Annotated in this window: 16 protein-coding genes; 10 read left to right on the forward strand and 6 right to left on the reverse strand. The window is 47.2% G+C overall.

The features are described from left to right. Positions 1-2 precede the first annotated feature (2 nt). A complete protein-coding gene (locus R7D93_RS01370; protein WP_033906808.1) occupies positions 3-929 on the forward strand; it encodes an ABC transporter ATP-binding protein in 927 nt (308 codons plus the stop codon). Continuing rightward, positions 929-2,026 (forward strand): ABC transporter permease, encoded by a 1,098-nt coding sequence (locus R7D93_RS01375; protein ID WP_009706212.1) that lies wholly within the window; start codon positions 929-931, stop codon positions 2,024-2,026. The genes R7D93_RS01370 and R7D93_RS01375 overlap by 1 nt, the downstream gene beginning before the upstream one ends. A gap of 75 nt (positions 2,027-2,101) precedes the next feature. Here the strand turns inward: R7D93_RS01375 and R7D93_RS01380 are convergent, their stop codons facing one another. From R7D93_RS01380 to fdhF, 3 genes are all read right to left on the reverse strand, one after another. Beyond that, the gene (locus tag R7D93_RS01380) at positions 2,102-2,473 is read right to left on the reverse strand and encodes a hypothetical protein (RefSeq protein ID WP_027726579.1); all 372 of its coding nucleotides are present in this window, start codon (positions 2,471-2,473) and stop codon (positions 2,102-2,104) included. Between the two features lie 192 nt (positions 2,474-2,665). Then, complete coding sequence (locus tag R7D93_RS01385; RefSeq protein ID WP_225496321.1) at positions 2,666-3,592, reverse strand: endonuclease/exonuclease/phosphatase family protein; 927 nt, start codon at positions 3,590-3,592, stop codon at positions 2,666-2,668. Positions 3,593-3,685: 93 nt separating this feature from the next. After that, positions 3,686-7,924: a formate dehydrogenase subunit alpha gene (gene fdhF, locus R7D93_RS01390; protein ID WP_225496330.1), complete on the reverse strand. Its 4,239-nt coding sequence runs from the start codon at positions 7,922-7,924 to the stop codon at positions 3,686-3,688. 315 nt (positions 7,925-8,239) lie between these two features. Between fdhF and R7D93_RS01395 the strand changes: the two genes are divergently transcribed. The 7 genes from R7D93_RS01395 (at position 8,240) to R7D93_RS01425 (ending at position 18,397) form a co-directional block, all read left to right on the forward strand. Next, positions 8,240-8,662, forward strand: coding sequence for a hypothetical protein (locus R7D93_RS01395; RefSeq protein ID WP_138939632.1), 423 nt, complete (start codon positions 8,240-8,242; stop codon positions 8,660-8,662). 135 nt (positions 8,663-8,797) lie between these two features. Further along, positions 8,798-10,189, forward strand: coding sequence for a TolC family protein (locus tag R7D93_RS01400; protein WP_213867828.1), 1,392 nt, complete (start codon positions 8,798-8,800; stop codon positions 10,187-10,189). 165 nt (positions 10,190-10,354) lie between these two features. After that, positions 10,355-12,073: an efflux RND transporter periplasmic adaptor subunit gene (locus tag R7D93_RS01405; protein ID WP_213867829.1), complete on the forward strand. Its 1,719-nt coding sequence runs from the start codon at positions 10,355-10,357 to the stop codon at positions 12,071-12,073. 2 nt (positions 12,074-12,075) lie between these two features. Further along, positions 12,076-15,243 (forward strand): efflux RND transporter permease subunit, encoded by a 3,168-nt coding sequence (locus R7D93_RS01410; RefSeq protein ID WP_225496332.1) that lies wholly within the window; start codon positions 12,076-12,078, stop codon positions 15,241-15,243. Between the two features lie 77 nt (positions 15,244-15,320). After that, positions 15,321-15,887, forward strand: coding sequence for a copper-resistant cuproprotein CopI (gene copI / locus R7D93_RS01415; protein ID WP_205391407.1), 567 nt, complete (start codon positions 15,321-15,323; stop codon positions 15,885-15,887). 326 nt (positions 15,888-16,213) lie between these two features. Further along, positions 16,214-17,065 carry a carbenicillin-hydrolyzing class A beta-lactamase CARB-56 gene (locus tag R7D93_RS01420; RefSeq protein ID WP_017821520.1) on the forward strand — a complete coding sequence of 284 codons (852 nt, stop codon included), beginning with the start codon at positions 16,214-16,216 and terminating at the stop codon, positions 17,063-17,065. Between the two features lie 282 nt (positions 17,066-17,347). Continuing rightward, entirely contained in the window at positions 17,348-18,397 is a 1,050-nt protein-coding gene (locus tag R7D93_RS01425; RefSeq protein ID WP_053303796.1) for a sensor domain-containing diguanylate cyclase, read from the forward strand. Between the two features lie 112 nt (positions 18,398-18,509). Here the strand turns inward: R7D93_RS01425 and R7D93_RS01430 are convergent, their stop codons facing one another. Further along, the gene (locus R7D93_RS01430) at positions 18,510-18,662 is read right to left on the reverse strand and encodes a hypothetical protein (protein ID WP_005375418.1); all 153 of its coding nucleotides are present in this window, start codon (positions 18,660-18,662) and stop codon (positions 18,510-18,512) included. A gap of 246 nt (positions 18,663-18,908) precedes the next feature. On the opposite strand from R7D93_RS01430, the gene speG reads away from it, so the two are divergent. Continuing rightward, positions 18,909-19,448: a spermidine N1-acetyltransferase gene (gene speG, locus R7D93_RS01435; protein ID WP_005375417.1), complete on the forward strand. Its 540-nt coding sequence runs from the start codon at positions 18,909-18,911 to the stop codon at positions 19,446-19,448. Between the two features lie 47 nt (positions 19,449-19,495). Here the strand turns inward: speG and R7D93_RS01440 are convergent, their stop codons facing one another. Both R7D93_RS01440 and R7D93_RS01445 read right to left on the reverse strand, forming a co-directional pair. Beyond that, positions 19,496-20,293 carry a hypothetical protein gene (locus tag R7D93_RS01440; RefSeq protein WP_005385112.1) on the reverse strand — a complete coding sequence of 266 codons (798 nt, stop codon included), beginning with the start codon at positions 20,291-20,293 and terminating at the stop codon, positions 19,496-19,498. Between the two features lie 176 nt (positions 20,294-20,469). After that, complete coding sequence (locus tag R7D93_RS01445; protein WP_225496335.1) at positions 20,470-21,555, reverse strand: OmpP1/FadL family transporter; 1,086 nt, start codon at positions 21,553-21,555, stop codon at positions 20,470-20,472. Positions 21,556-21,604 lie beyond the last annotated feature (49 nt).

Raw genomic sequence — 21,604 nt, forward strand, 5'->3', positions numbered from 1 at the left:
CAATGACCGAATACGCGATTCAAGCTGAAAATGTAGTGAAGAAGTTTGGTGACTTCACCGCCATCAACAACATCACGCTTAATGTGCCCAAAGGCAGTATTTATGGTTTTCTTGGCCCCAACGGCTGCGGTAAATCGACAACCATTCGTGTGTTAACAGGCCTACTCAGCCCAAGTGAGGGCAATGTCGATGTACTCGGGCTAGAGATCCCAAAACAATCTGAGCTTCTGCGCCTTAAGATAGGCTACATGACACAAAAGTTCTCACTTTATGATGACCTGACGGTTCAAGAGAATCTTGAGTTTATTGGACAAATCTTTGGTATGGAAACCAAGGCCCTGAAAGCTCGCATCGAAGAACAACTATCCACCTACGGTCTCGACCAACTGCGTAAGCAACGCGTCGGCGGAATGAGTGGTGGCCAGAAACAACGCTTGTCTCTCGCCGCAGCGACCATGCACAAACCAGAACTGTTGTTTCTTGATGAACCCACGTCTGCGGTTGACCCAGAGAACCGACGCGATTTCTGGGAGCAGTTGTTTGATCTCTCTGACCAAGGTACGACGATTTTGGTCACTACGCACTACATGGATGAAGCAGAGCGCTGTCATCGTCTGGCGATTATGGAAGCGGGGGAAATCCGCGCCGATGGTGAGCCAGAAGAACTCATGGCGCAAATGGGCGTTAACATCGTCGAAGTCAAAGCGGATAACTTACGCGAGCTAAAAGAGAAAGTCATTCAGCGCGAAGAGGTACGCTCAGCCGCACAGCTCGGCATTCGCTTACGCATTTTGATCCACCAGCACATCGAACAACCGATCGAATGGTTAACCCAGACCTTTCCTGAGCTTGATGGCTGCGAAATGAACATTGCTCGCCCGAGCTTGGAAGATGTGTTTGTCAGTGTTACGGGAGAAGGTCGCCAATGATGAAATCTATCGCACGTATGAAAGCGGTAATGATCAAAGAAATCCGCCAGCTTTCACGTGACCGCATTACCTTTGGCATGGTCGTGATGATCCCGTTGATTCAGCTCCTGCTGTTCGGCTTTGCCATTAATACGGATATTCGTAACATTCCCGTTGGCGTCGTCGATCAAAGTGGCAGTACTGCCGGGCGTGTGATCACCGAGTCCGTCAAAGTCACGCAAGTGGTCGATGTGGTCGAAACCTTCGCTACCGCATCAGAAGCCGAGCAAGCCATTCAAGACGGCTTGGTACGAGCGGCTTTAATTCTGCCTAGCGATTTAACCCAACGTATGGTGCAAGGGCGAGAGCTTGGCCAATGGATTGTGGATGGTTCAGACACCATGATCAGCTCTGCGATTCTCTCGCTACAAACCATGCCGTTAACGGATTTTGATTTTGAGATACGCCCTGCCCCAACCAAAACCTTTGAAGTTGCGCTGTATTACAACCCGAGTCGGCGCTCGGCGGTGAACATTGTCCCCGGTTTATTGGGCGTGATTCTAACCATGACGATGATCTTGTTCACCAGCGCAGCCATTGTTCGAGAACGGGAACGTGGCAATTTAGAGTTACTGATTACTACGCCAATCCACTCCATCGAACTCATGGTAGCGAAGATCATTCCCTACATCTTTGTTGGTCTGATACAGGTGTTTATCATTTTAGGCTTGGGTCACTGGATATTTGGTGTACCGATAAACGGCGCCATTAGTCAGATACTGTTTGGTACGCTGTTATTTATCGCCGCGAGTTTAACCTTGGGTTTGGTTATATCCACCATTGCGACGACACAGCTTCAGGCCATGCAGATGACGGTGTTTATTCTTTTGCCGTCGATTCTTCTGTCCGGATTTATGTTCCCGTATGAAGGAATGCCCGTCGCGGCACAATGGATATCAGAAGCCCTGCCAGCCACTCACTTTATGCGTATTATTCGGGGTGTGGTGTTGCGCGGTGCAGACTTAATGGAGCTATGGCGAGATACAGTCTGGCTACTGGGCTTTACGGTGATAGGTTTAGTTGTTGCATCATTACGCTTCAAAAAATCACTCGATTAATCCATCAGATTCCAAACTAAAAACGCCTCCGGATTTGGAGGCGTTTTTATTGAATCATCAATTATCGTAGCGAGATCAGTAATACTCACCCAGAGAGCAATCGTGCAGATCTGAAATGCTATAACTTCTTAGCGAGTTGATTTTGAAGTTGAAAACCACTTGTTTACATACGTTTCGACTGCGGTCGCTATAGGTAATGTAACCTTCGCTGTATGCACGTTTACCGCTGGTTGAGGTGATATCTGCGTTCAACTCCAGATGCGCCTTGTGCGCTTCTACACGTTCCATCATCTCATGTACGTCAAGCCACTCTTCACGGTTGGCCATTTGGATCAGCATCGATTCCGCCTGTGTTTCTAGCTTTTGCGGATAAACGTAAAAACGGTTATAGGCAAAATAGGCGCTCATTAAAATAAGTATTAACACTGCTGAGGTAGTTCTTGTCATACAAGTTGCCTCTTATCATTATGAATTTCTGCTTTTCTCTATATTCTCAGTATAGGAAGCGGATGGAGTTTAGGTTAAAGAATTCACCCAAATAACAACTTAAGGTCAGAGTCCGTCAATTCCATGACAAGCCACACCGCGATTTAACCTAATTCTAAATAACTAGACACTTTGCCAATAGAAAGTGCTAACTCATTGCCCTATGAGCGTCGTCACCAACCTGTGATCAGAGCCATTCGGTTGATTTGTCGATGCTCGTGAGCAGATCATCCGATTTGAGTTTTCTGACTTAAGCCAGAGATGATCAATCCCTATCATGGCGAAAGCAGGAACCGGCAAGCCTTTCACTGATGTTGGCCAACTGGCAACAGGTTGAGTTTGGAAACGAGAAAACAGCCCATTAAACCTCGGGCTTGCAGCAGAAAGATTGAAATCCCCTATCACGATCATTTCCGGTGTTGGGTACAAATCAGTAAGGGTTTCTATGGTTCGAATCAGGGCATTGCGGCGTTGCCATAACGGCTCGGTTCTTGGCGAGGGAGGATGCGCCGTCATTAAAGTAATAGGGTTGTCCACTTGCCATGTTGCTCGAATCACCTCTTGACCATCTGGGGTGTGATAAATCGAAACAGGCTCCAAAGGATAGCGGCTCAAAATCATCTGATTTGACGGGTAACCAACGCCGCGCTGGCCGCCATAATAGAAAGGATAAATGTCGTCGAGAAGATGAAGCTTCTCCCCCACTTGAGGCGAGAGCTCTTGCATCACCACCAAATCTGCAGGGTGTTTAAGCAAGTAATTGATGAACTGATTGATGTCCGGATTTTCGTAGAACAGGTTGAATTGGACTATTGTCAGCGGATTTTCGCAGGTTTGGTTGTTTGTGATTTGAGTGGGTAAGAGAAACGCAATAGAAGTTAAGCCGATTAAAGCAGAGAAAATGGCTTTCACCCAGTGACGGCAAACCAAAAGTACCAGAGCAAAACCTAGGTAGACGAATAAAAAGAGAGCGGGAATCGAGGTTAGATTCTCCGCCCACCAGATATCATGATGTTGCCTTGCCACCAGCCAAATTGAAGCGGGTAAAAACAACACAATCCATTTAATGACTCTTAGCACACGCACGGCTCATTTAGCGATTACATATCATAAGCTTATATGTAACCGCCCAACTCGCCAGTGCGCTGCTAACCTGTATCTAAACAGATTGGCCTAAATGGAATGAACCGCTTCCGTTGCAGGCTCCGTAAGTAGCGCCTTTTCGCTCACTTCCACTTTAACCGCAGCGACCTTGAACTCAGGGATCTTCGCATGCGGATCAGTCGCTGTTGTCGTTAGACGGTTGACTGGCGATTCAACAAAGTGGAATGGAATGAACACCACTCCTTTTTGAATACGCTTAGTCACAAAGGCATCAATCTCAATGCTGCCGCGACGTGTAGACACTGTCAGACGCTGACCATTACTGATGCCTAGCGCTTCTGCGTCTTCCACGCTCACCATTGCGCGAGGGCCAGCAAGGTTATCCAACCCTTTGGTTTTGCGAGTCATGGTGCCAGTGTGGAACTGCTCAAGTACGCGACCCGTCGTTAACACCAGTGGATACTCTTCATCTGGCAGCTCAGCCGCATAACGGAACGGTACGCCCACCATCTGCCCTTTACCACGAGTAAACTGGGTTTGGTGCATGATGCGAGTACCCGCCGGGTTGTTCTTGTTACTCGGCCATTGCACACCGTTTGGCGTAATGGCATCCCAACGAAGACCCGCGTATTGAGGTGTCACACGTGCGATTTCATTAGTGATATCAGACACGCAATGGTAATCCCAATCACTGCCCATGGCATTGGCGATTTCTTGAATAATCCACCAATCCTCTTTCGCTTCACCCGGCGCCGTGACAACCGGATTCACGCGCTGTACACGACGCTCCGTATTGGTGAAGTGCCCCGCTTTCTCTGCAAACGAGCAAGAAGGCAGAACCACATCCGCGTATTGTGCAGTCTCCGTTAGGAAGATGTCTTGAACCACCAAGAAGTCGAGTGCTTCTAAACCTTCAATCACATGCGCTTGGTTCGGGTCACTCAATACTGGGTTCTCACCCATGATGTACATACCACGAACATCACGATGGCAAGCCGCATCAATGATTTCTGTCAGGGTTAGACCTTGCTCAGAAGGCAGATTTGGTGCGTTCCATTCAATCGCAAACTTCTGACGCACAATTGGGTTGTATACCTTTTGGTAGCCCGGGAAGCTGTTTGGCAAAGCGCCCATATCACACGCGCCTTGCACGTTTGATTGACCACGCAGCGGGTTAATACCACCACCTTCAATACCGATGTTGCCACACAGCAATTGCAGGTTAGCGATAGAACGCACGTTGTCATGACCTGTCGTGTGCTGAGTAATACCCATCGAGTAGTAAACAGCCGTACGATCTGCTGTACCGATCATGCGCGCCATTGCTTGAATGTCTTCGGCTTTTACGCCCGTAACCAACTCCACTTTATCGAGGTTATAAGCTGGCGACATCACTTCTTGCAGTAAGGTATCAAAGCCGTCGACACGTTCTTCGATGTACTCTTGATCGTACCAACCGTTCTTGATGATCTGCTGCATGACGCCATTTAAAAGCATCACATCTGTACCCGGACGGTGCGCCATATACAGCTCAGCATGCTCTGCCATATCGACACGTTTCGGGTCAGCCACAATCAAACGAGCGCCGTGGTGACGAATTGCTTGTTTGATGTGTGAAGCGATGATCGGGTGTGCTGATGTGGTATCCGAACCGATAATAAAGATCACATCCGAGTGCTTAATGCTTGGAATGTCGTTGGTCATTGCACCACTACCCAGTGACGCCTCAAGACCGGTTACACTCGATGCGTGACACAAGCGCGCACAGTGATCGACGTTATTGGTGCCCAGTTCACGACGGACAAATTTTTGGAACGCGTAGTTGTCTTCGTTCGTGGTTTTCGCTGAAGAGAAACCCGCCAATGCGTTGCTGCCAAAATCTTGCTTGATGCCAGAGAACTTGCTCGCAATCAGTTGAATCGCCTCTTCCCAGCTTGCAGGCTGCAACCAACCGTCTTTGCGGATCAATGGCGTGGTAAGACGCTCTTCACTGCCAATGAAGTCAAAACCAAAGCGCCCTTTCACACACAGCATGCCTTGGTTAACCGGCGAGTCACCACCTTTAACGTAACGAATCGTATTGGTTGCTTCGTCCACGAACATAGTCAACTTACAACCCACACCACAGTATGTACAAATGGTGTCGACCGCTTTCAGATCTTCAGTACGACCTTGCGAACGGTCACGACTATCGACCATCGCACCCGTTGGACACACTTGAACACACGCACCACATTGCACGCAGTTCGAATCGCCCATTAGGGTTAAACCATTCTTGTTACTTCCGAAGTGTGGACGATCGTCAGGACGTAATGCCGGACGGCCTTGTTTGTCGCACACAAAGTTCAGTACACCGTGCACAGCTTTGTCGCGACACGCTTGGATGCACTGCCCACAGCTAATACAGCGGTTAGCATCAAACTCAATAAACTCAGAGCTACGGTCAACTTCGTACTTATGACGCAAGTCTTTCGCACGGAGATCTAACCAATCTTGATGCGATTTAATCTGCAAGGAGAAGTCAAAGCTTTGCTCAGCCTCATATTCGGTGGAGTAATCACGCAGCGCACAATCGGTATTTGCCTGACAGCCACATTCTAGACAGCGCGCTGCTTCTTTCATTGCTTCTTCGTTATCAAAACCCAACTCCACTTCAGCGAAGCTTTGCTCGCGTTGTGCTGGAGTCAGCTCAGGCATGATAGATCGAGCGACTTTCTGGATGTTCTCGAAGTGAAGCGGATCGACTTGAGAGAGCTTCTTCTCTTTACGCGAGTTGAACGCTGCCTTTGGCATATCCGCCATATCACCATTCAAAAACAGGTCAATCGCTTTTGCCGCAACGCGGCCATCACCCACCGCTTCAACTGCCGTTGCTGGACCGCGGCGGAAATCACCAATACTGAAGATATTGCCCGTGCCGGTGTGCATGGTCTTTTCATCTGCATCAGAGGTGTTCCAGCGCGTAAGTGGAATCGACAAATCTTCACCTTCGAGGAAGCTCAGATCTGGCTTTTGCGATACTGCCGCAATTACGGTGTCGAACTCTTCGGTGAAGAACTCGCCGGTTGGTTTAGGGCTTCGACGACCAGATGCATCCGGCTCACCCAACGCCATGCGCTCTAGGCGAATCGCATTCACGCGTCCGGTTTCATCGGCAAGGTTTTCTGCAGGGTTGGTCAAGAAGTGGAATTTCACCCCTTCGTGTTCCGCTTCGACAATCTCGTAGTCTTCTGCCGGCATTTCGTCACGGGTACGACGGTAAATCAACGTGGTGTCTGCACCAGTACGACGCGCAGTACGAGCACAGTCAATTGCCGTGTTACCACCACCGATCACCGCGACTTTCTGACCCGTTACATAGTTTTGCTCAGTGACGTAATCTTTGAGGTAATCAACGCCTAAGTAGCAACCTTCAAGGTCACTGCCTGTGTAATGCATTTCAACCGCTTGAGACGCGCCGACAGCTAAACACACCGCATCGTATTCTTCGCTCAATTGAGAAAGCGTTAAATCCACACCCAGCTTTTGATTAGTGTGAACTTGCATGCCATTACGGCACATCAGTTCGATTTCTTTATCGAGAATGTCTTTTGGCAAACGGTATTCAGGAATACCGTAACGCAACCAACCGCCCGCTTTTGGCATGGATTCAAAGACCGTAACGTCATAGCCTTCGTTCGATAGGTAGTAGCCAGCCGTTAGACCACCAGGACCACTGCCGACGACGGCAATGTTCAAACCTTTGCTTGGTTTCTTTTCTGGTACATAGGCTTCATGCGCAGACAAATCTGCATCCGCGGCATGACGTTTTAGCTGACGAATTGCGATTGGTTCATCGACTAACGAGCGGCGACATTCGCTCTCACAAAATGCCGGGCACACACGACCAATCGATAGCGGCATAGGAAGCGTACGCTTAATCACTTCAATCGCTTTTTGATGATCGTTCTGTGCGATGTGATAAAGGTACGATTGGATATCCACGCCCGCTGGACACGCGGTTTTACATGGCGCTTCACAATCGGCGTAATGGTCCGTCATGATGCGGTTGAGTGCTTTTCTGCGGTGCTCGCTTAATTGTTCTGATTGCGTGACCACATTAAGGCCGCGGTAAACTTCGAGTTCACACGCACGCTTAGTACCGCCACTTTCGACTTCAACTACACACAAGTCACACGGTACTTTTTCATTACTTTTGTTCATTCCGCATAGCGATGGGATCTCGACCCCACACACTTTTGCTGCTTCTAAAAGGGTTAGACCCTCTTCTACAATTCTATATTTTCCATCGATGACAATTTCTATCATGCAACCCCCGCAGCAAAGCAAATCCAAATCTGCACAAGTAAAACCATGCATTCTATAAGGACAATCATTTGTAAGACAAGTTAGTGTGATGTAAAACTTATAAACCACATTTTTCACGTGTCATAAAAAGCGAGGGCTTCTTTCGCTAACTTTCAACACTCGGTGTTTAACAAACGTTTTACTTCCTCGAAAGTGCGAAAGCTGAAGGGTTGGACTATTTTGATAATAAGAGTAATAAATGATTGACCTTACCCTTAGGTTAACCTTTAGAATCGAAGGGTTTTCATCATTTTCATCAAACACATGGGAAAGGGTATGCACTTAAAATCGCTGCATACAATCTGGTTAACTCTCTTCACGACGCTAGTACTATTGGTATCTAGTGTGGCGAACAGTGAGCCGTTGATGAATATTCAAATGATGTCTACTGGCATGGCTCACCATCCTTCTATGATGAGTGACAGCGAACACTGCGGTATGCCTGGCATGATGGACGTCTCCATGACTGACGGTTCTATGTCCGAAGATGGCGATGCAAGAGAAACCAGCATGAACTGTGGTGGAGGCTCTGGCATGATTCATACCTGCTGCACTGCCGCGTGTACGATAGTTTTCGTCCCCCTACCGAATCCTATCAATAGCCCAATGCCCGTTGTCTATCGCGCAACCATTACTCCTGAAGTTGCTTCCCCAGTCGTACACGTCAGCCGCGACCTGTACCGACCTCCTATAGCCTAAATCCGTCCTAGCATTCGACCCTGCGCGTGTATCGCAGGTTGTTTTAATGCGCCTGAACGATGAGGTAACAAGGCTTTACTGTTCCCGCAATAAAATCCGCACCTCCATCGATCCGGCGAACACTGGATTTAGATTATGGATATCAAACCATACCGCTTAGCTGCACCTATTTTTATGGTGGCTCTGGTCGCTGCGCCTACCTTGGTTAACGCCGCAGGAAAAGAGACGCACGCAGCGCAAAATTCCGCATCAAGTGAGCGAGCTTCAACGACCAAGCTTACCCAACTGATCAACGTCGCTTTGAGTAACGATGGCAATCGTAAGCAATACTCTGCGCAATCTGCTGCCATGCGTGAAACGGGCGTCGCGAGTGCGACCTTGATGGACCCAAAACTGAAAGTGGGTTTTGGTGGCTTGCCTGTCGACAGCTTCAAATTCGATGAAGACCCAATGACCAACATCTCCGTTGGTTTAATGCAACAGTTTGAGCGTGGCTCTACCCTTGATTTACAGCAGAAGAAAGCCAATCAACAAGCCGACGGCCTTGGGCTTCAAGTCCATGCTCGTGAGCTTGAGGTAGCCAACAGCATGACTCAACTTTGGTTAGAACTTGGTTACCAGCAACGCGCGGAGCAAATCATGCTTGAGAACCGCAAGTTGATGAAGGAAATGGAAAGCTTTATTCAAACCAACTATTCGATTGGTAAGAGTGAAGCGCAAGATCTGCTCAACGCCCAACTTCAAGTCAGCAAGTTGGATGAGAAACTGCAAGCCAATGCACAAATGCAACGTCGTCTTATCTCTCAACTCTCCGAATGGCTGGGGTCAGATTGGTTGGCGAACGAAGAGGCTCTGCACGCGAGCAATCAACTTAATTGGGACACACTGAACAGCAAACTTGCTGCGAGTCAGGGTTCCACCAAGCATTATCAGCAACTCAGCCAACACCCGATGGTTAAGATGGCCGACGTCAGCATTTCTGCCAATAAAACTCAGGTGGAAATTGCTGAGCAAGCCTACAACCCACAATTTGGCGTCGAAGTAATGTACGCCTACCGCCAAGCCGACAACATGATGGGTGAGCCAGCATCAGACTTGGTCAGCGCTTACCTAACCATGGACATTCCACTGTTCACAGGTGACCGCCAAGATCGCAATCTTGCTGCCGCTCAATACCAAGTTGGCGCGGCACAATCGCAAAAAGACACCTTACTAACGCAGATGAATGCCAAGGTGAACACTTTGCTGGTTGATCGCGGCAACTTAACCCAGCGTTTAGAACGTTATCAATCCACCTTATTGCCTCAAGCGAAAGCGCGCATTCAAGCCGTTGAGCGGGGTTATCAAAACAACACAGCGCAGTTTAACGATGTGATTTCCGCCACGACTGACGAGTTGGCTCTGCAATTGGAGCAACAACGTCTACTGACCGATCTCAACATCGCAAACAGCAATTTAGCCACCCTACTCGGTGGTTTCGACTATCAAGTGGCTTCACCGGAAGCTCGCTCTATCTCGACATATTAATTTGTGATTCCCCAAGACAGTTGGGGCTACAGCTAGGCGGCAAACGAGAGAATCCCATGAGCACTTTCCCTAACAAACTAAGGGATCTTCTATGTGATTTGGGTGAACGAGAGCAGGCAACAACGCTGTAGCGTCAAATGTGAAGGGGGAAAATAAGGTAAAACAATGAAAACATTAAAAATTGCAACCATCGCGCTGATTGTTGGTGGTGCTTTAGGGTTTGGTGCTAATCATTTTCTTACGGGCTCAACTCATGACATAAGTGCGATGGGTGGCGAATCTGCTGCAAGCTCTAATGATCCGCTTTACTGGGTTGCCCCAATGGATCCGAATTACAAACGCGACAAGCCGGGTAAATCCCCAATGGGCATGGATTTGATCCCGGTTTACGCAGAAGATCTATCCGGTGAACAAGACGCACCGGGTACAGTGACTATTGACCCTTCAGTAGAAAACAACCTCGGGGTTAAAACCGCAAACGCGACACTGCAACAGCTATCACCACGCATCGAAACGGTTGGCTATATTGCCTTTGATGAAAGTCTGTTATGGCAAACCAACGTTCGTGTGGCAGGTTGGGTAGAAAAACTCTACATCAATGCCGTGGGTGAGAAAGTGAAGAAAGGCGATGTGCTTTTCACGCTCTACTCTCCTGAACTGGTTAAAGCACAAGAAGAATTGCTGAATGCGTACCGCACTGGCCGCAAAGGTCTTGTAAAAGGGGCGACCGAACGCTTGGTAACGCTTGGTGTTGACCGTGCTCAAATCAAATCCATTACTCGTAGTGGTAAAGCATCGCAAACCATTGAAATTAAAGCACCTGCTGATGGTGTTATCGCAAGCTTAAACGTGCGTGAAGGTGGCTATTTGTCCCCTGCTCAAGCGGTGATCAGTGCAGGTCCTTTGGACAATGTTTGGGTTGATGCAGAAGTCTTTGAGCGTCAAGCGCACTGGATGAAAGCGGGTTCTCAAGCCACGATGACCCTTGACGCGATTCCAGGCAATGAATGGCAAGGTGTCGTAGATTACGTGTACCCAATCCTCGATCCGAAAACACGCACGTTGCGTGTGCGCCTTAAATTCCCTAACCCAGATGGCGCATTGAAGCCAAACATGTTCGCCAATATTGCCTTACAACCTGTCACTGACGACGCAGTGTTAACGATTCCTAAATCATCTGTTATCCGCTCTGGCGGTATGACTCGCGTTGTTCTGGCTGAAGGCGACGGCAAATATCGCTCAGCTCGAATTGAAGTTGGCCGCGAAGCTGGCGAACAAATCGAAGTATTACAAGGACTTAAACAAGGCGATAAGATCGTTACTTCATCTCACTTCATGCTCGATTCTGAATCAAGCCAGTCGGCGGATCTGTCTCGCATCAATGGTGTAGAAGCAGCGGCAGAAACAGCATGGGCTAAAGGTGAGATCACGGATGTGATGAAAGATCACCGAATGCTGACCATCAACCACCAGCCGGTACCAGAGTGGGATTGGCCGGGCATGGTAATGAACTTCACTTTCGCAGATGGCGTTGAAATGGGTGACTTGAAAAAAGGTCAGGCTATCGAATTTGAAATGCAAAAGACCGAGTCGGGTCAGTACCAAATCATCGACTATAAGGCAGACAACAGCGTCATTGCCGCAGAAGTTTGGCTAACTGGTGACATTAGCATGCTGATGGCCGACTTTGGCATGATCACCTTAAACCACCTACCGGTTGCAGAATGGAACTGGGATGCTGGCGAGATGAACTTCTCTGTGGGTGAAGACGTTGATCTATCGGGTTTTGAAGAAGGACAGAAAGTTCGGTTTCTAGTTGAAAAACAAGGATCTGACTACGTTCTTAAACAGCTAGTTCCTGCAACATCAGCCGTCGAGGGTTAATTATGATCAATGCTATTATTCGTTGGTCACTGAGCAACCGATTCCTAGTGTTGGTCGCGACCTTAGCCCTTGTATTAGGCGGACTTTACAGTGTAAAGAATACGCCTGTTGATGCGATTCCGGATCTTTCTGATGTGCAAGTGATCATCAAGACAAGCTATCCGGGTCAGGCTCCTCAAGTCGTCGAGGATCAAGTCACTTACCCACTCACCACCGCCATGCTTGCCGTGCCGGGTGCTGAGACAGTTCGTGGCTACTCTTTCTTTGGTGACTCTTACGTTTATATCATTTTCAACGATGATACCGACATGTACTGGGCACGTTCACGCGTGCTGGAGTACTTAAGCCAAGTAGCACCAAAGCTGCCACCGAATGCAAAACCAACCCTAGGTCCTGATGCAACGGGCGTGGGCTGGGTTTACAGCTACGTATTACAAGACAAAACTGGCAAGCATGATTTGGCGGATCTTCGCAGCCTGCAAGACTGGTTCTTGAAGTACGAATTGCAAACCGTTGATGGCGTTTCTGAAGTTGCGACCGTGGGCGGTATGGTGAAGCAGTATCAAGTGCAGATTGACCCTGCCAAGCTTCGTGCTTACAACCTCACCCTGCAACAAGTGAACATGGCAATCCAAAACGGTAACCAAGAAACCGGCGCGTCCGTTATCGAAGTGGCCGAAGCCGAGCACATGGTTCGTACCACGGGTTACCTAACCAGCATTGAAGACATCAAATCACTGCCTCTCAAAGTCACTGAGAAAGGCACGCCGTTGCTATTAGGAGACATCGCAGACATTAACCTTGGTCCACAAATGCGCCGTGGTATCTCAGAGCTGAATGGCGAAGGTGAAGCGGTCGGTGGCGTTATCGTGATGCGCTTTGGTGAAAACGCCAGTGAAGTGATTGCGAAAGTCAAAGACAAACTTGCAGACCTACAACGCAGCCTACCAGAAGGCGTAGAAATTGTGGCAACCTACGACCGCTCTACCCTTATCGATTCAGCGGTAGAAAACCTATGGAAGAAGCTTGCAGAAGAGTTCATCGTCGTTGCGATTGTGTGTGCGTTGTTCCTATTCCACATTCGTTCTTCATTGGTTATCGCTCTGAGTCTACCGGTTGGCATTCTTAGTGCGTTTATCGTGATGCATTGGCAAGGCATCAACGCCAACATCATGTCTTTGGGTGGTATTGCGATTGCCATCGGTGCCATGGTAGATGGTGCAATCGTGATGATTGAAAACGTTCACAAGCACATTGAACGAACGCCACTTACCGACAAAAACCGCTGGCAAGTACTTGGCAAAGCCGCAGAAGAGGTTGGCGCACCGCTGTTCTTCTCATTGCTGATCATTACTCTTAGCTTCGTACCGGTGTTCGCCTTAGAAGGCCAAGAAGGCAAGATGTTCTCGCCGCTTGCGTTCACTAAGACTTACGCCATGGCAGCGGCAGCAGGTTTGGCGATCACACTCGTCCCTGTTCTTATGGGCTACTTCATTCGCGGTAAGGTGTTACCGGAACACAAAAACCCGGTTAACCGCGGCTTGGTCGCGCTGTACCGCCCGCTGTTGAACACCAGCTTAAAATACCCTAAGACCATGATTGTTATCGCATTAGGTCTAATGGCATCGGCTTACTACCCAACCAGTAAACTGGGTAGCGAGTTCATCCCGCCGCTGGATGAAGGCGACTTGATGTACATGCCAACGACCTATCCGGGTATCTCAATTGGTAAAGCGCGCGAGCTTCTACAACAAACCAACAAGCTGATCAAAACCGTTCCAGAAGTGAAAACCGTATGGGGCAAAATTGGCCGAGCTGAGACCGCAACCGATCCAGCGCCACTCACCATGATTGAAACCGTGATTCAGTTGAAGCCACGGGACCAATGGCGTGAAGGGGTAACAACCGAGTCACTGCGCAAAGAGTTCGACAAGCTGGTTCAGTTCCCTGGTCTTACTAACGCTTGGGTAATGCCGATCAAAACGCGTATCGACATGTTGGCAACGGGCATCAAAACCCCTATCGGCATTAAGATCGCCGGACCTGATCTGAAAGTGATTGAGAAGATCGGTTCTCAGCTAGAGCCAATTCTTAATGGCGTACAAGGCACGGCATCGGTTTACGCAGAACGTGTAGCAGGTGGTCGTTATGTCACGATCGACATTAAACGTCGTGCCGCAGCGCGTTATGGCTTAAGCATCAAAGACGTTCAGCAGGTGATCTCCACCGCGGTTGGCGGCATGAATGTGGGTGAAACCATCGAAGGCTTGGAGCGTTACCCAATCAACGTTCGTTACCCACAAGACTACCGTGACTCAGTGGTAAAATTGCAAAACTTACCGTTAGTGACACCAAATGGCGCTCGTATTGCACTGGCTGACGTAGCGGACATTCGTTACGAAGACGGCCCTCCGGTGATCAAGACGGAAAACGCACGCCCGAACGGCTGGGTATTTGTCGACATCGATGGTCGTGACCTTGGCTCTTACGTCGTAGAAGCACAACAGGTTGTTGCTGATCAATTGGAACTTCCTGCGGGTTACTCGCTGGCTTGGTCTGGTCAATACGAATACATGGAGCGTGCGAAAGACCGCTTGAGTGTCGTGGTACCAATCACCATCGCCATCATTATGCTGCTGCTTTACTTCAGCTTCCGTCGTGTCGGCGAAGTAATGATCATCATGCTTACGCTACCGCTCGCTATGGTCGGTGGCTTATGGCTCATGCATATCCTCAACTACAACTTCTCGATTGCCGTTGGGGTCGGCTTTATTGCCCTAGCAGGCGTCGCGGTTGAAATTGGGGTCATCATGCTCGTCTACCTCAACCAAGCATGGCACTACAAAAAACTCGATGCGGAAGAGAGCCAACAGAAGCTTGAGGCAAAAGACTTAACCGATGCCATTCGTGAAGGTGCAGGCCTGCGTGTTCGCCCAGTAATGATGACGGTACTAACGGTCATTATTGGTCTGATTCCGATCATGTACGGCGAAGGTACAGGATCAGAAGTAATGCAACGTATCGCCGCACCAATGATTGGTGGTATGGCATCAGCACTGCTGCTGACGCTGTTGGTACTTCCAGCCATCTTCAAGCTGTGGAAACAACGCGAGTTGCGCCAAAGCAATGCAACTAATCACCAAGCTAGTGATGTAAACAACAACGCTTAATCCCTACCTTCCCCTCAAACATGTCGTTTTGAGGGGAAGCAACCAAGTTATTAATGAATTAAAACAAGGATATAAAAATGAAAAAGACACTAATCACTCTTGCTATAGCCCTAACAACAACGACTGCGTTTGCCCAAATGGATCATTCAAACATGGATCACGCGAACATGGATCATAGCAACATGAAGCATGAAAATATGGACCACGGCAGCATGAAGATGGACCACAGTAAAATGGACCATTCAAACATGATGGATATGCCGGGCATGTCGACTGTTGGTATGCCAGCAAAAGGGGCAAAGCCAGACAAAGTGGTACACGTTATCTTGGGTGATGACATGACCATCAAGTTCAAGAAAGACGTTAAGATTGAGCCAAACGATGTGGTGCAGTTTGTAGTCATGAACACAGGTAAGATCAACCACGAGTTTACGATTGGTTCGGCTAAAGAGCAGCTAGAACATCGCGAAATGATGAAGACAATGAGTGGCGATCACATGCATGACTCAGGCAACGCAGTTACGGTAGAACCAGGTAAAGCGAAGCAATTACTGTGGCACTTCCACGGTGACAACAAGGTTGAGTTCGCGTGCAACATTCCGGGCCATGCAGAATCGGGCATGGTTAAAAAGATTGAACTGTAAGTAATTATCCAACTAGACAAAGGAGCTGATGATTCAGCTCCTTTTATTTCTCTGGATCAAACTATTCGTTAGCTCATGATAAGAAATTCTGAGCCAGTGTCTCACGCTAAGATATTTTTATGACCGAATCACCGACGTAATATATAAGCCAAACTACGGGCCTTGATAGCAACACTCTTCTCCTCATATTGAGACCGTATAAGCGTATTGCAAAGAATCCTACATAAAATAGACATAGATTTAACAGTGTTTAGAGTATTGGCTCGTTATAGTTTACGTGACATCGCTACGGTGCGAACTAAAACTAAAATTGAAGAACACGATCCATGAAAAAGTTATTTTTGTTGGCTGGGCTAATGGTTTGCTCAACCCTAAGTTACGCGTCCCAACTGAATGAGGACATTTCTCTCCTCGAGCAACAAACCTCAAGCAGAATTGGGGTGTCAGTTTGGGATACCCAAGCAGACGAGCGTTGGGACTACCGTGGCGATGAACGCTTCCCACTCATGAGCACATTCAAAACCCTAGCTTGTGCCAAAATGCTAAGTGATATGGACAGCGGTAAGCTAAGTAAGAATGCGACCGCAAAAGTCGATGAGCGCAGTATCGTTGTATGGTCTCCAGTGATGGATAAGCTCGCAGGCCAAAACACACGCATAGAGCACGCGTGTGAAGCCGCTATGTTAATGAGTGATAATACTGCAGCCAACTTGGTATTAAATGAAATTGGCGGCCCTAAAGCCGTAACAATGTTTCTGCGAACAATTGGAGATAAAGCAACGCGCCTAGACAGAATAGAACCTCGCTTGAACGAAGCCACACCAGGCGACAGCCGCGATACAACCACACCTAACGCCATACTAAACACTCTGCGAACCTTGATCGAAGGCGAAACGTTGTCTTATGAGTCTCGTGTACAATTAAAAATCTGGATGCAGGACAACAAAGTTTCAGACTCGTTAATGCGTTCTGTATTACCAACAGGTTGGTCTATTGCAGACCGTTCTGGTGCGGGAGGTCATGGTTCGCGTGGCATTAACGCGATTATATGGAAGGAAAATCATCGACCTGTTTACATTAGTATTTATGTCACAGAAACCGAGCTCTCACTTCAAGCTAGGGACCAACTCGTTGCGCAGATAAGTCAGTTGATTTTACAAAAGTACAAAGACAATTAAGTCACCACTCACCTAACCCTATTTGTATCCTTTTCTAGCCCTTCTCTTCCAGAAGGGCTCATTCTGTACTTCCATCTTAAAAACACCACTTATTGAGTAATGACTTACTTATAAATAGGTATAAGATTTACTTATTTAGGGTGAGTTAACGCCCACATTAAGCAACCAAATGCACACAAACGGCGATAATTGAACCATACTCTTACCAAGAAGCACATTTTCTACAAAATAGCTTCACGTAATTTATTGTTGGTATTTGCAACATTGCCAAGGAGATGTCTATTGAGACTTGAAAGAACTTTTAACCCTGATGACTTATCGATGCAAAACATGGAAAGTCCGATATGTATGCCGATAGGGTTTGTTCACTTTTTAGCTCAATCGGAAACACTACAGCAAGTACTTGATACGGTGGCAGAATGGATAAATCGTATATTTAATTCTGACCGTGCGAGTATCACACTTTATGAAAACAATGATCATTTAAAGGTCTACTCTTTCTCTGGTAGTAAAGCGATTCCCGCTGAATTTTTAGTGCCCATTCATCAAGCGTTTGTTGGCCGAGTGTTCAAAAAGCAACAACTGATGATCTGCGACGATGTTACGCAATCTGATGAGATCGATTGTGTGATGCTCGCATCCAATGGTATGGGTACGTGTATGGACGCGCCTTTAATGCACGGTAAAGTCTGCCTAGGAACGCTTAATGTTGCGCATCATCAAACGCACATTTACACAAACGAACAAGCGGCACAGCTTCAGTGCATCGCTAATTGGATTGCTTTAAACATTGCCCTTCATATACAGATTATGAAAATGGAACACCTCGCCACGACGGATGATCTAACAGGTATTCCAAACCGCAGAGAGTTCATGCGACAAATCGAAAGCCGCCTAAATGAATACCGAACCCAGGGCATTGACTTCCATGTTGCTATTTTAGATCTCGACAATTTTAAAAGCCTCAATGACCGATTTGGTCATGACGCAGGCGATAAATCACTGATCCATGCAGTTAATACTATTAAAAGTCATCTACTTGATTGTGACTTACTTGCCAGAGTTGGCGGTGAAGAGTTTGCCATCGTATTAAGAAGTCGCTCATCACAGCAAGCTCTAGACACATTAGAAACGATTCGTAATGCACTAGAAACGACGACCGTTCAACATTCAGGTTGTGATATGAGCTTCACCGCGAGTATTGGGGTAACTCAAGTCTGTCGTCTCGACGACTCATTTGAACCACTCGTTAAACGCGCCGACTTAGCACTTTACAAGGCAAAAGAAACCGGAAGAAATCGCGTTGAGTTTCATATTGGTGAAGAAAGGTAGAAAAAATAAAAAAAGGTAGCGACTCATTGCGCTACCTTTTATCGACTCTAACCCGCTTAAAATAACTAATACGAACTTTAAGCCAGTTAAAAATAAGAATGAGCAAATTTAATTATGCTTTCTTAAGATCTTTAGCTGGGTAAGTTAGTGTTTTTTCGCCTGCTTTTACATGTGTGTAAAAACCGCCACTGCTTAAACCTGTAACAACCATTTCGCCAAGATCGATACCTTTAGTCGCTACTACTACGTCACCGATTGAAAACATATTGAATACCTTGTTTGTTTAGATTAAGACACTAAGTCGTTGCGCGGTATTTAATACGATATTAGGCAAAGCACCTAATCGAGTTTTTTATCGTAAAGATTAATTTATATTTGTCGTGAACTCTAAGTTTCCACATTGAAAATCACAGGATATTTTCCAAAAAAAGATGCGCGATTCTTGTGAAATACGGTAATATTTTCTAGCATCAAGTGCGGAGGTATTCTCCGCCCTCATTGGAGAAAAATGATGAAGAAAGGCCTAAAAATGCGTGCATTAGAGCGTTCTGATTTGCGCTTTATTCATGAACTGAATAACAACCGAAATATCATGGCCTACTGGTTCGAAGAGCCTTACGAATCTTATGACGAGCTCGAAGAACTTTATCGAAAACATATACATGATGACGCTGAAAGGCGTTTTGTCGTCGAAGATGAAGACGGCATCGTAATTGGCTTAGTTGAGCTGATCGAGATTAACTACATTCACCGCAGCGCGGAATTTCAGATAATCATCGCCCCAGAGCATCAAGGCCGAGGTTATGCGACAGAGATGATTAATCGTGCGTTAGATTACTCATTCTCAATTCTTAATCTACGTAAAATCTACTTATTAGTCGCAGTGGATAACGAAGTCGCTATTCACTTATACAAAAAGTGCGGCTTTATCGAAGAAGGTCACCTTGTAGAAGAATACTTTATTAACGGCGCTTACAGCGATGTTAAGCGCATGTATATATTAAAACACCAGTACCAGAAAAAGATCGAAGAAAACAACTCAATTCACTAGTTCATTCTATCAAAGTAAAAACGCAGCTATTTGGGCTGCGTTTTTATTTATTCAAATTGATATTGATATGATAATACGATGCGCTTGTCTGCTTCATCCAAATAGGTGTTGTTGTCCATGACAAACGTCATTACGTTAAAAGAGTGGCGTTTGCTCACGAGGTAACCAAGACCAATACCACCAAAGAAGCCTTTGTAGTTCTCTCCTTCACTGTTTTCTGAGCCGTAAGTGCCTGCTGCGAAGCTGATTAACGTCAGCTCTTTGGTAAACGATTTCAGCGCAAATGCACCAACGTAACCGCTACTGCCTGAAGAGCTCATCATATTGAAGCCATTCTCTGCACTTGGCGTACCCGTAAAGTTAGGCTCGCTACAGAGACTACTTTCTGCACCGTCACAAACAGGAACATCACCAGTGTTGTACGTATAGCCTGCCATTGGGAAAATTTGGAAGCCTGCTGGCTCAATCCCGAAATAACTTAGCGGCATAAAGGTACCAACGCTGTAGTTGGTTTGATCCGCGCCGTTTACGTATTCATTTTTACCGAAGTTGAAGTTCACGATACCGACCGGAAACAACCACGAGCCACCAATACGCCACTCGCTCGCATCATCATTGATACGCAGGTTGATTTTGCGCGCTTGGTCAAGCGCAAGTGAGCCCGAGAATGAGATGTTTTGATCATCAAAATCGTAGTTGTTTGCGTACGACGCGCCAAATTTCGTGATGACTTTTGTTGGGTCATCCGCCAACTTGTTTTTATTGTCTTTTACTCGATGCTCGGCACCATGAGCCAGCGTACTGACCAACAAAGTCGTACACACTAACGCTAGTTTGTTTTTCATTTTTTAGTCCTTTGAGATGTTGAATACCCGCACTTAGCTGCGCAGATATTTTTTGAATCATCACTCACTGGATGTGACAAAAGCGCCCTAACTACCTTAGATGGTGTGACAGCATCCAGTGCAGGTAGTTAGGGTAGAATGGCCTGTAAGGAAGGCGTTTTAGCGATTAGGAATGATTAGTTTTTCCAGTTGTAGCTCATGCTCATGAAGTACAGAGCAGGCCCATCAAAACCAGCTTGTAAGCGTGGCGTTTCTGACGATTCCATCAAGATCGCTTCAAACGCGAAACCAATTGAGTTTTCTGAATCCAATTTGTAATCAATGCCTGTACCAATGCGGTACGCCTTGCCAGTAGGAACGGTAATGTCACCGTTTGATTGACTTTCATACATGCTGGTATCGAATGCAAAACCTGCATTCCACATCATTTTTTCATTCAGTTTGTACTGAGTACCCAATGCGATTTGGTAAGTGTCTTGTGTCTCTACGTTCAGCGTGGTTGTGTATTCGCTCCAGTCTTGCCAGTTCACGTTCCACATCACCGCTAGGTCATCATTCACTTCGTGGTAAGCACTGAAGATCAGTTGTTGCGGAGCAATGGAGTTACTATTGTCGAATTCAAATTCGGTTTCAGAAGAGTAAGACAGACCAAGACGAGTGCCTGGTGTTGCCTCATAAAGCACACCTACTCGACCGTTGACCTGAGTATCTTGGTCTTCGTCATTGAAGTTCAGGGCTCCCTTCGTTTCCACTTCATACATACCGTACTGAATGCCAAGCGCCGCACCCACAGACCAGTGATCATTGATGCGGTAAGAAGCGGAAGGTTGAATGGTTAAGGCTTGCGTCGTTGCTGTAGGAATATCTAAATGATTATTCAAAAGACCTTCGTACTCGAGGCCAAGGCCGTAGTTGCCATACAGACCAATACCCAGCGTCCATTTGTCGTTCACTTGTTGGCTGTAAAATGCCGACGCCATAGGAACAAAACCAATCACGTTGCCCGCATCGCTAGTCATCGTGTCTAGTTGCGCGTCACCGTAAAGGCCAATCAGGTTACCAGAGAAAGATTTACCAGAAACATTCGCCAGACCAGCCGGGTTTGCTGCCATTACTGAGGCATCTTGCGCACGAGCCGCCATACCAGCGGATGCCAGACCAATATCCGATGCTGTAGTTTCATAAAGGTATAACCCACCCGCTTGCGCAGCAGCACACGTCAGTAGAGAGCTCGCTACGACGATTTTTGAAAGATTTTTCATGCTAAAACCTATTATTGTTAGGGGAACCCACGCTGCGACGGTGGTTGTA

Origin of the sequence: Vibrio sp. YT-15 (genome assembly GCF_033337445.1) — a bacterium.
GTDB lineage: Bacteria > Pseudomonadota > Gammaproteobacteria > Enterobacterales > Vibrionaceae > Vibrio > Vibrio alginolyticus.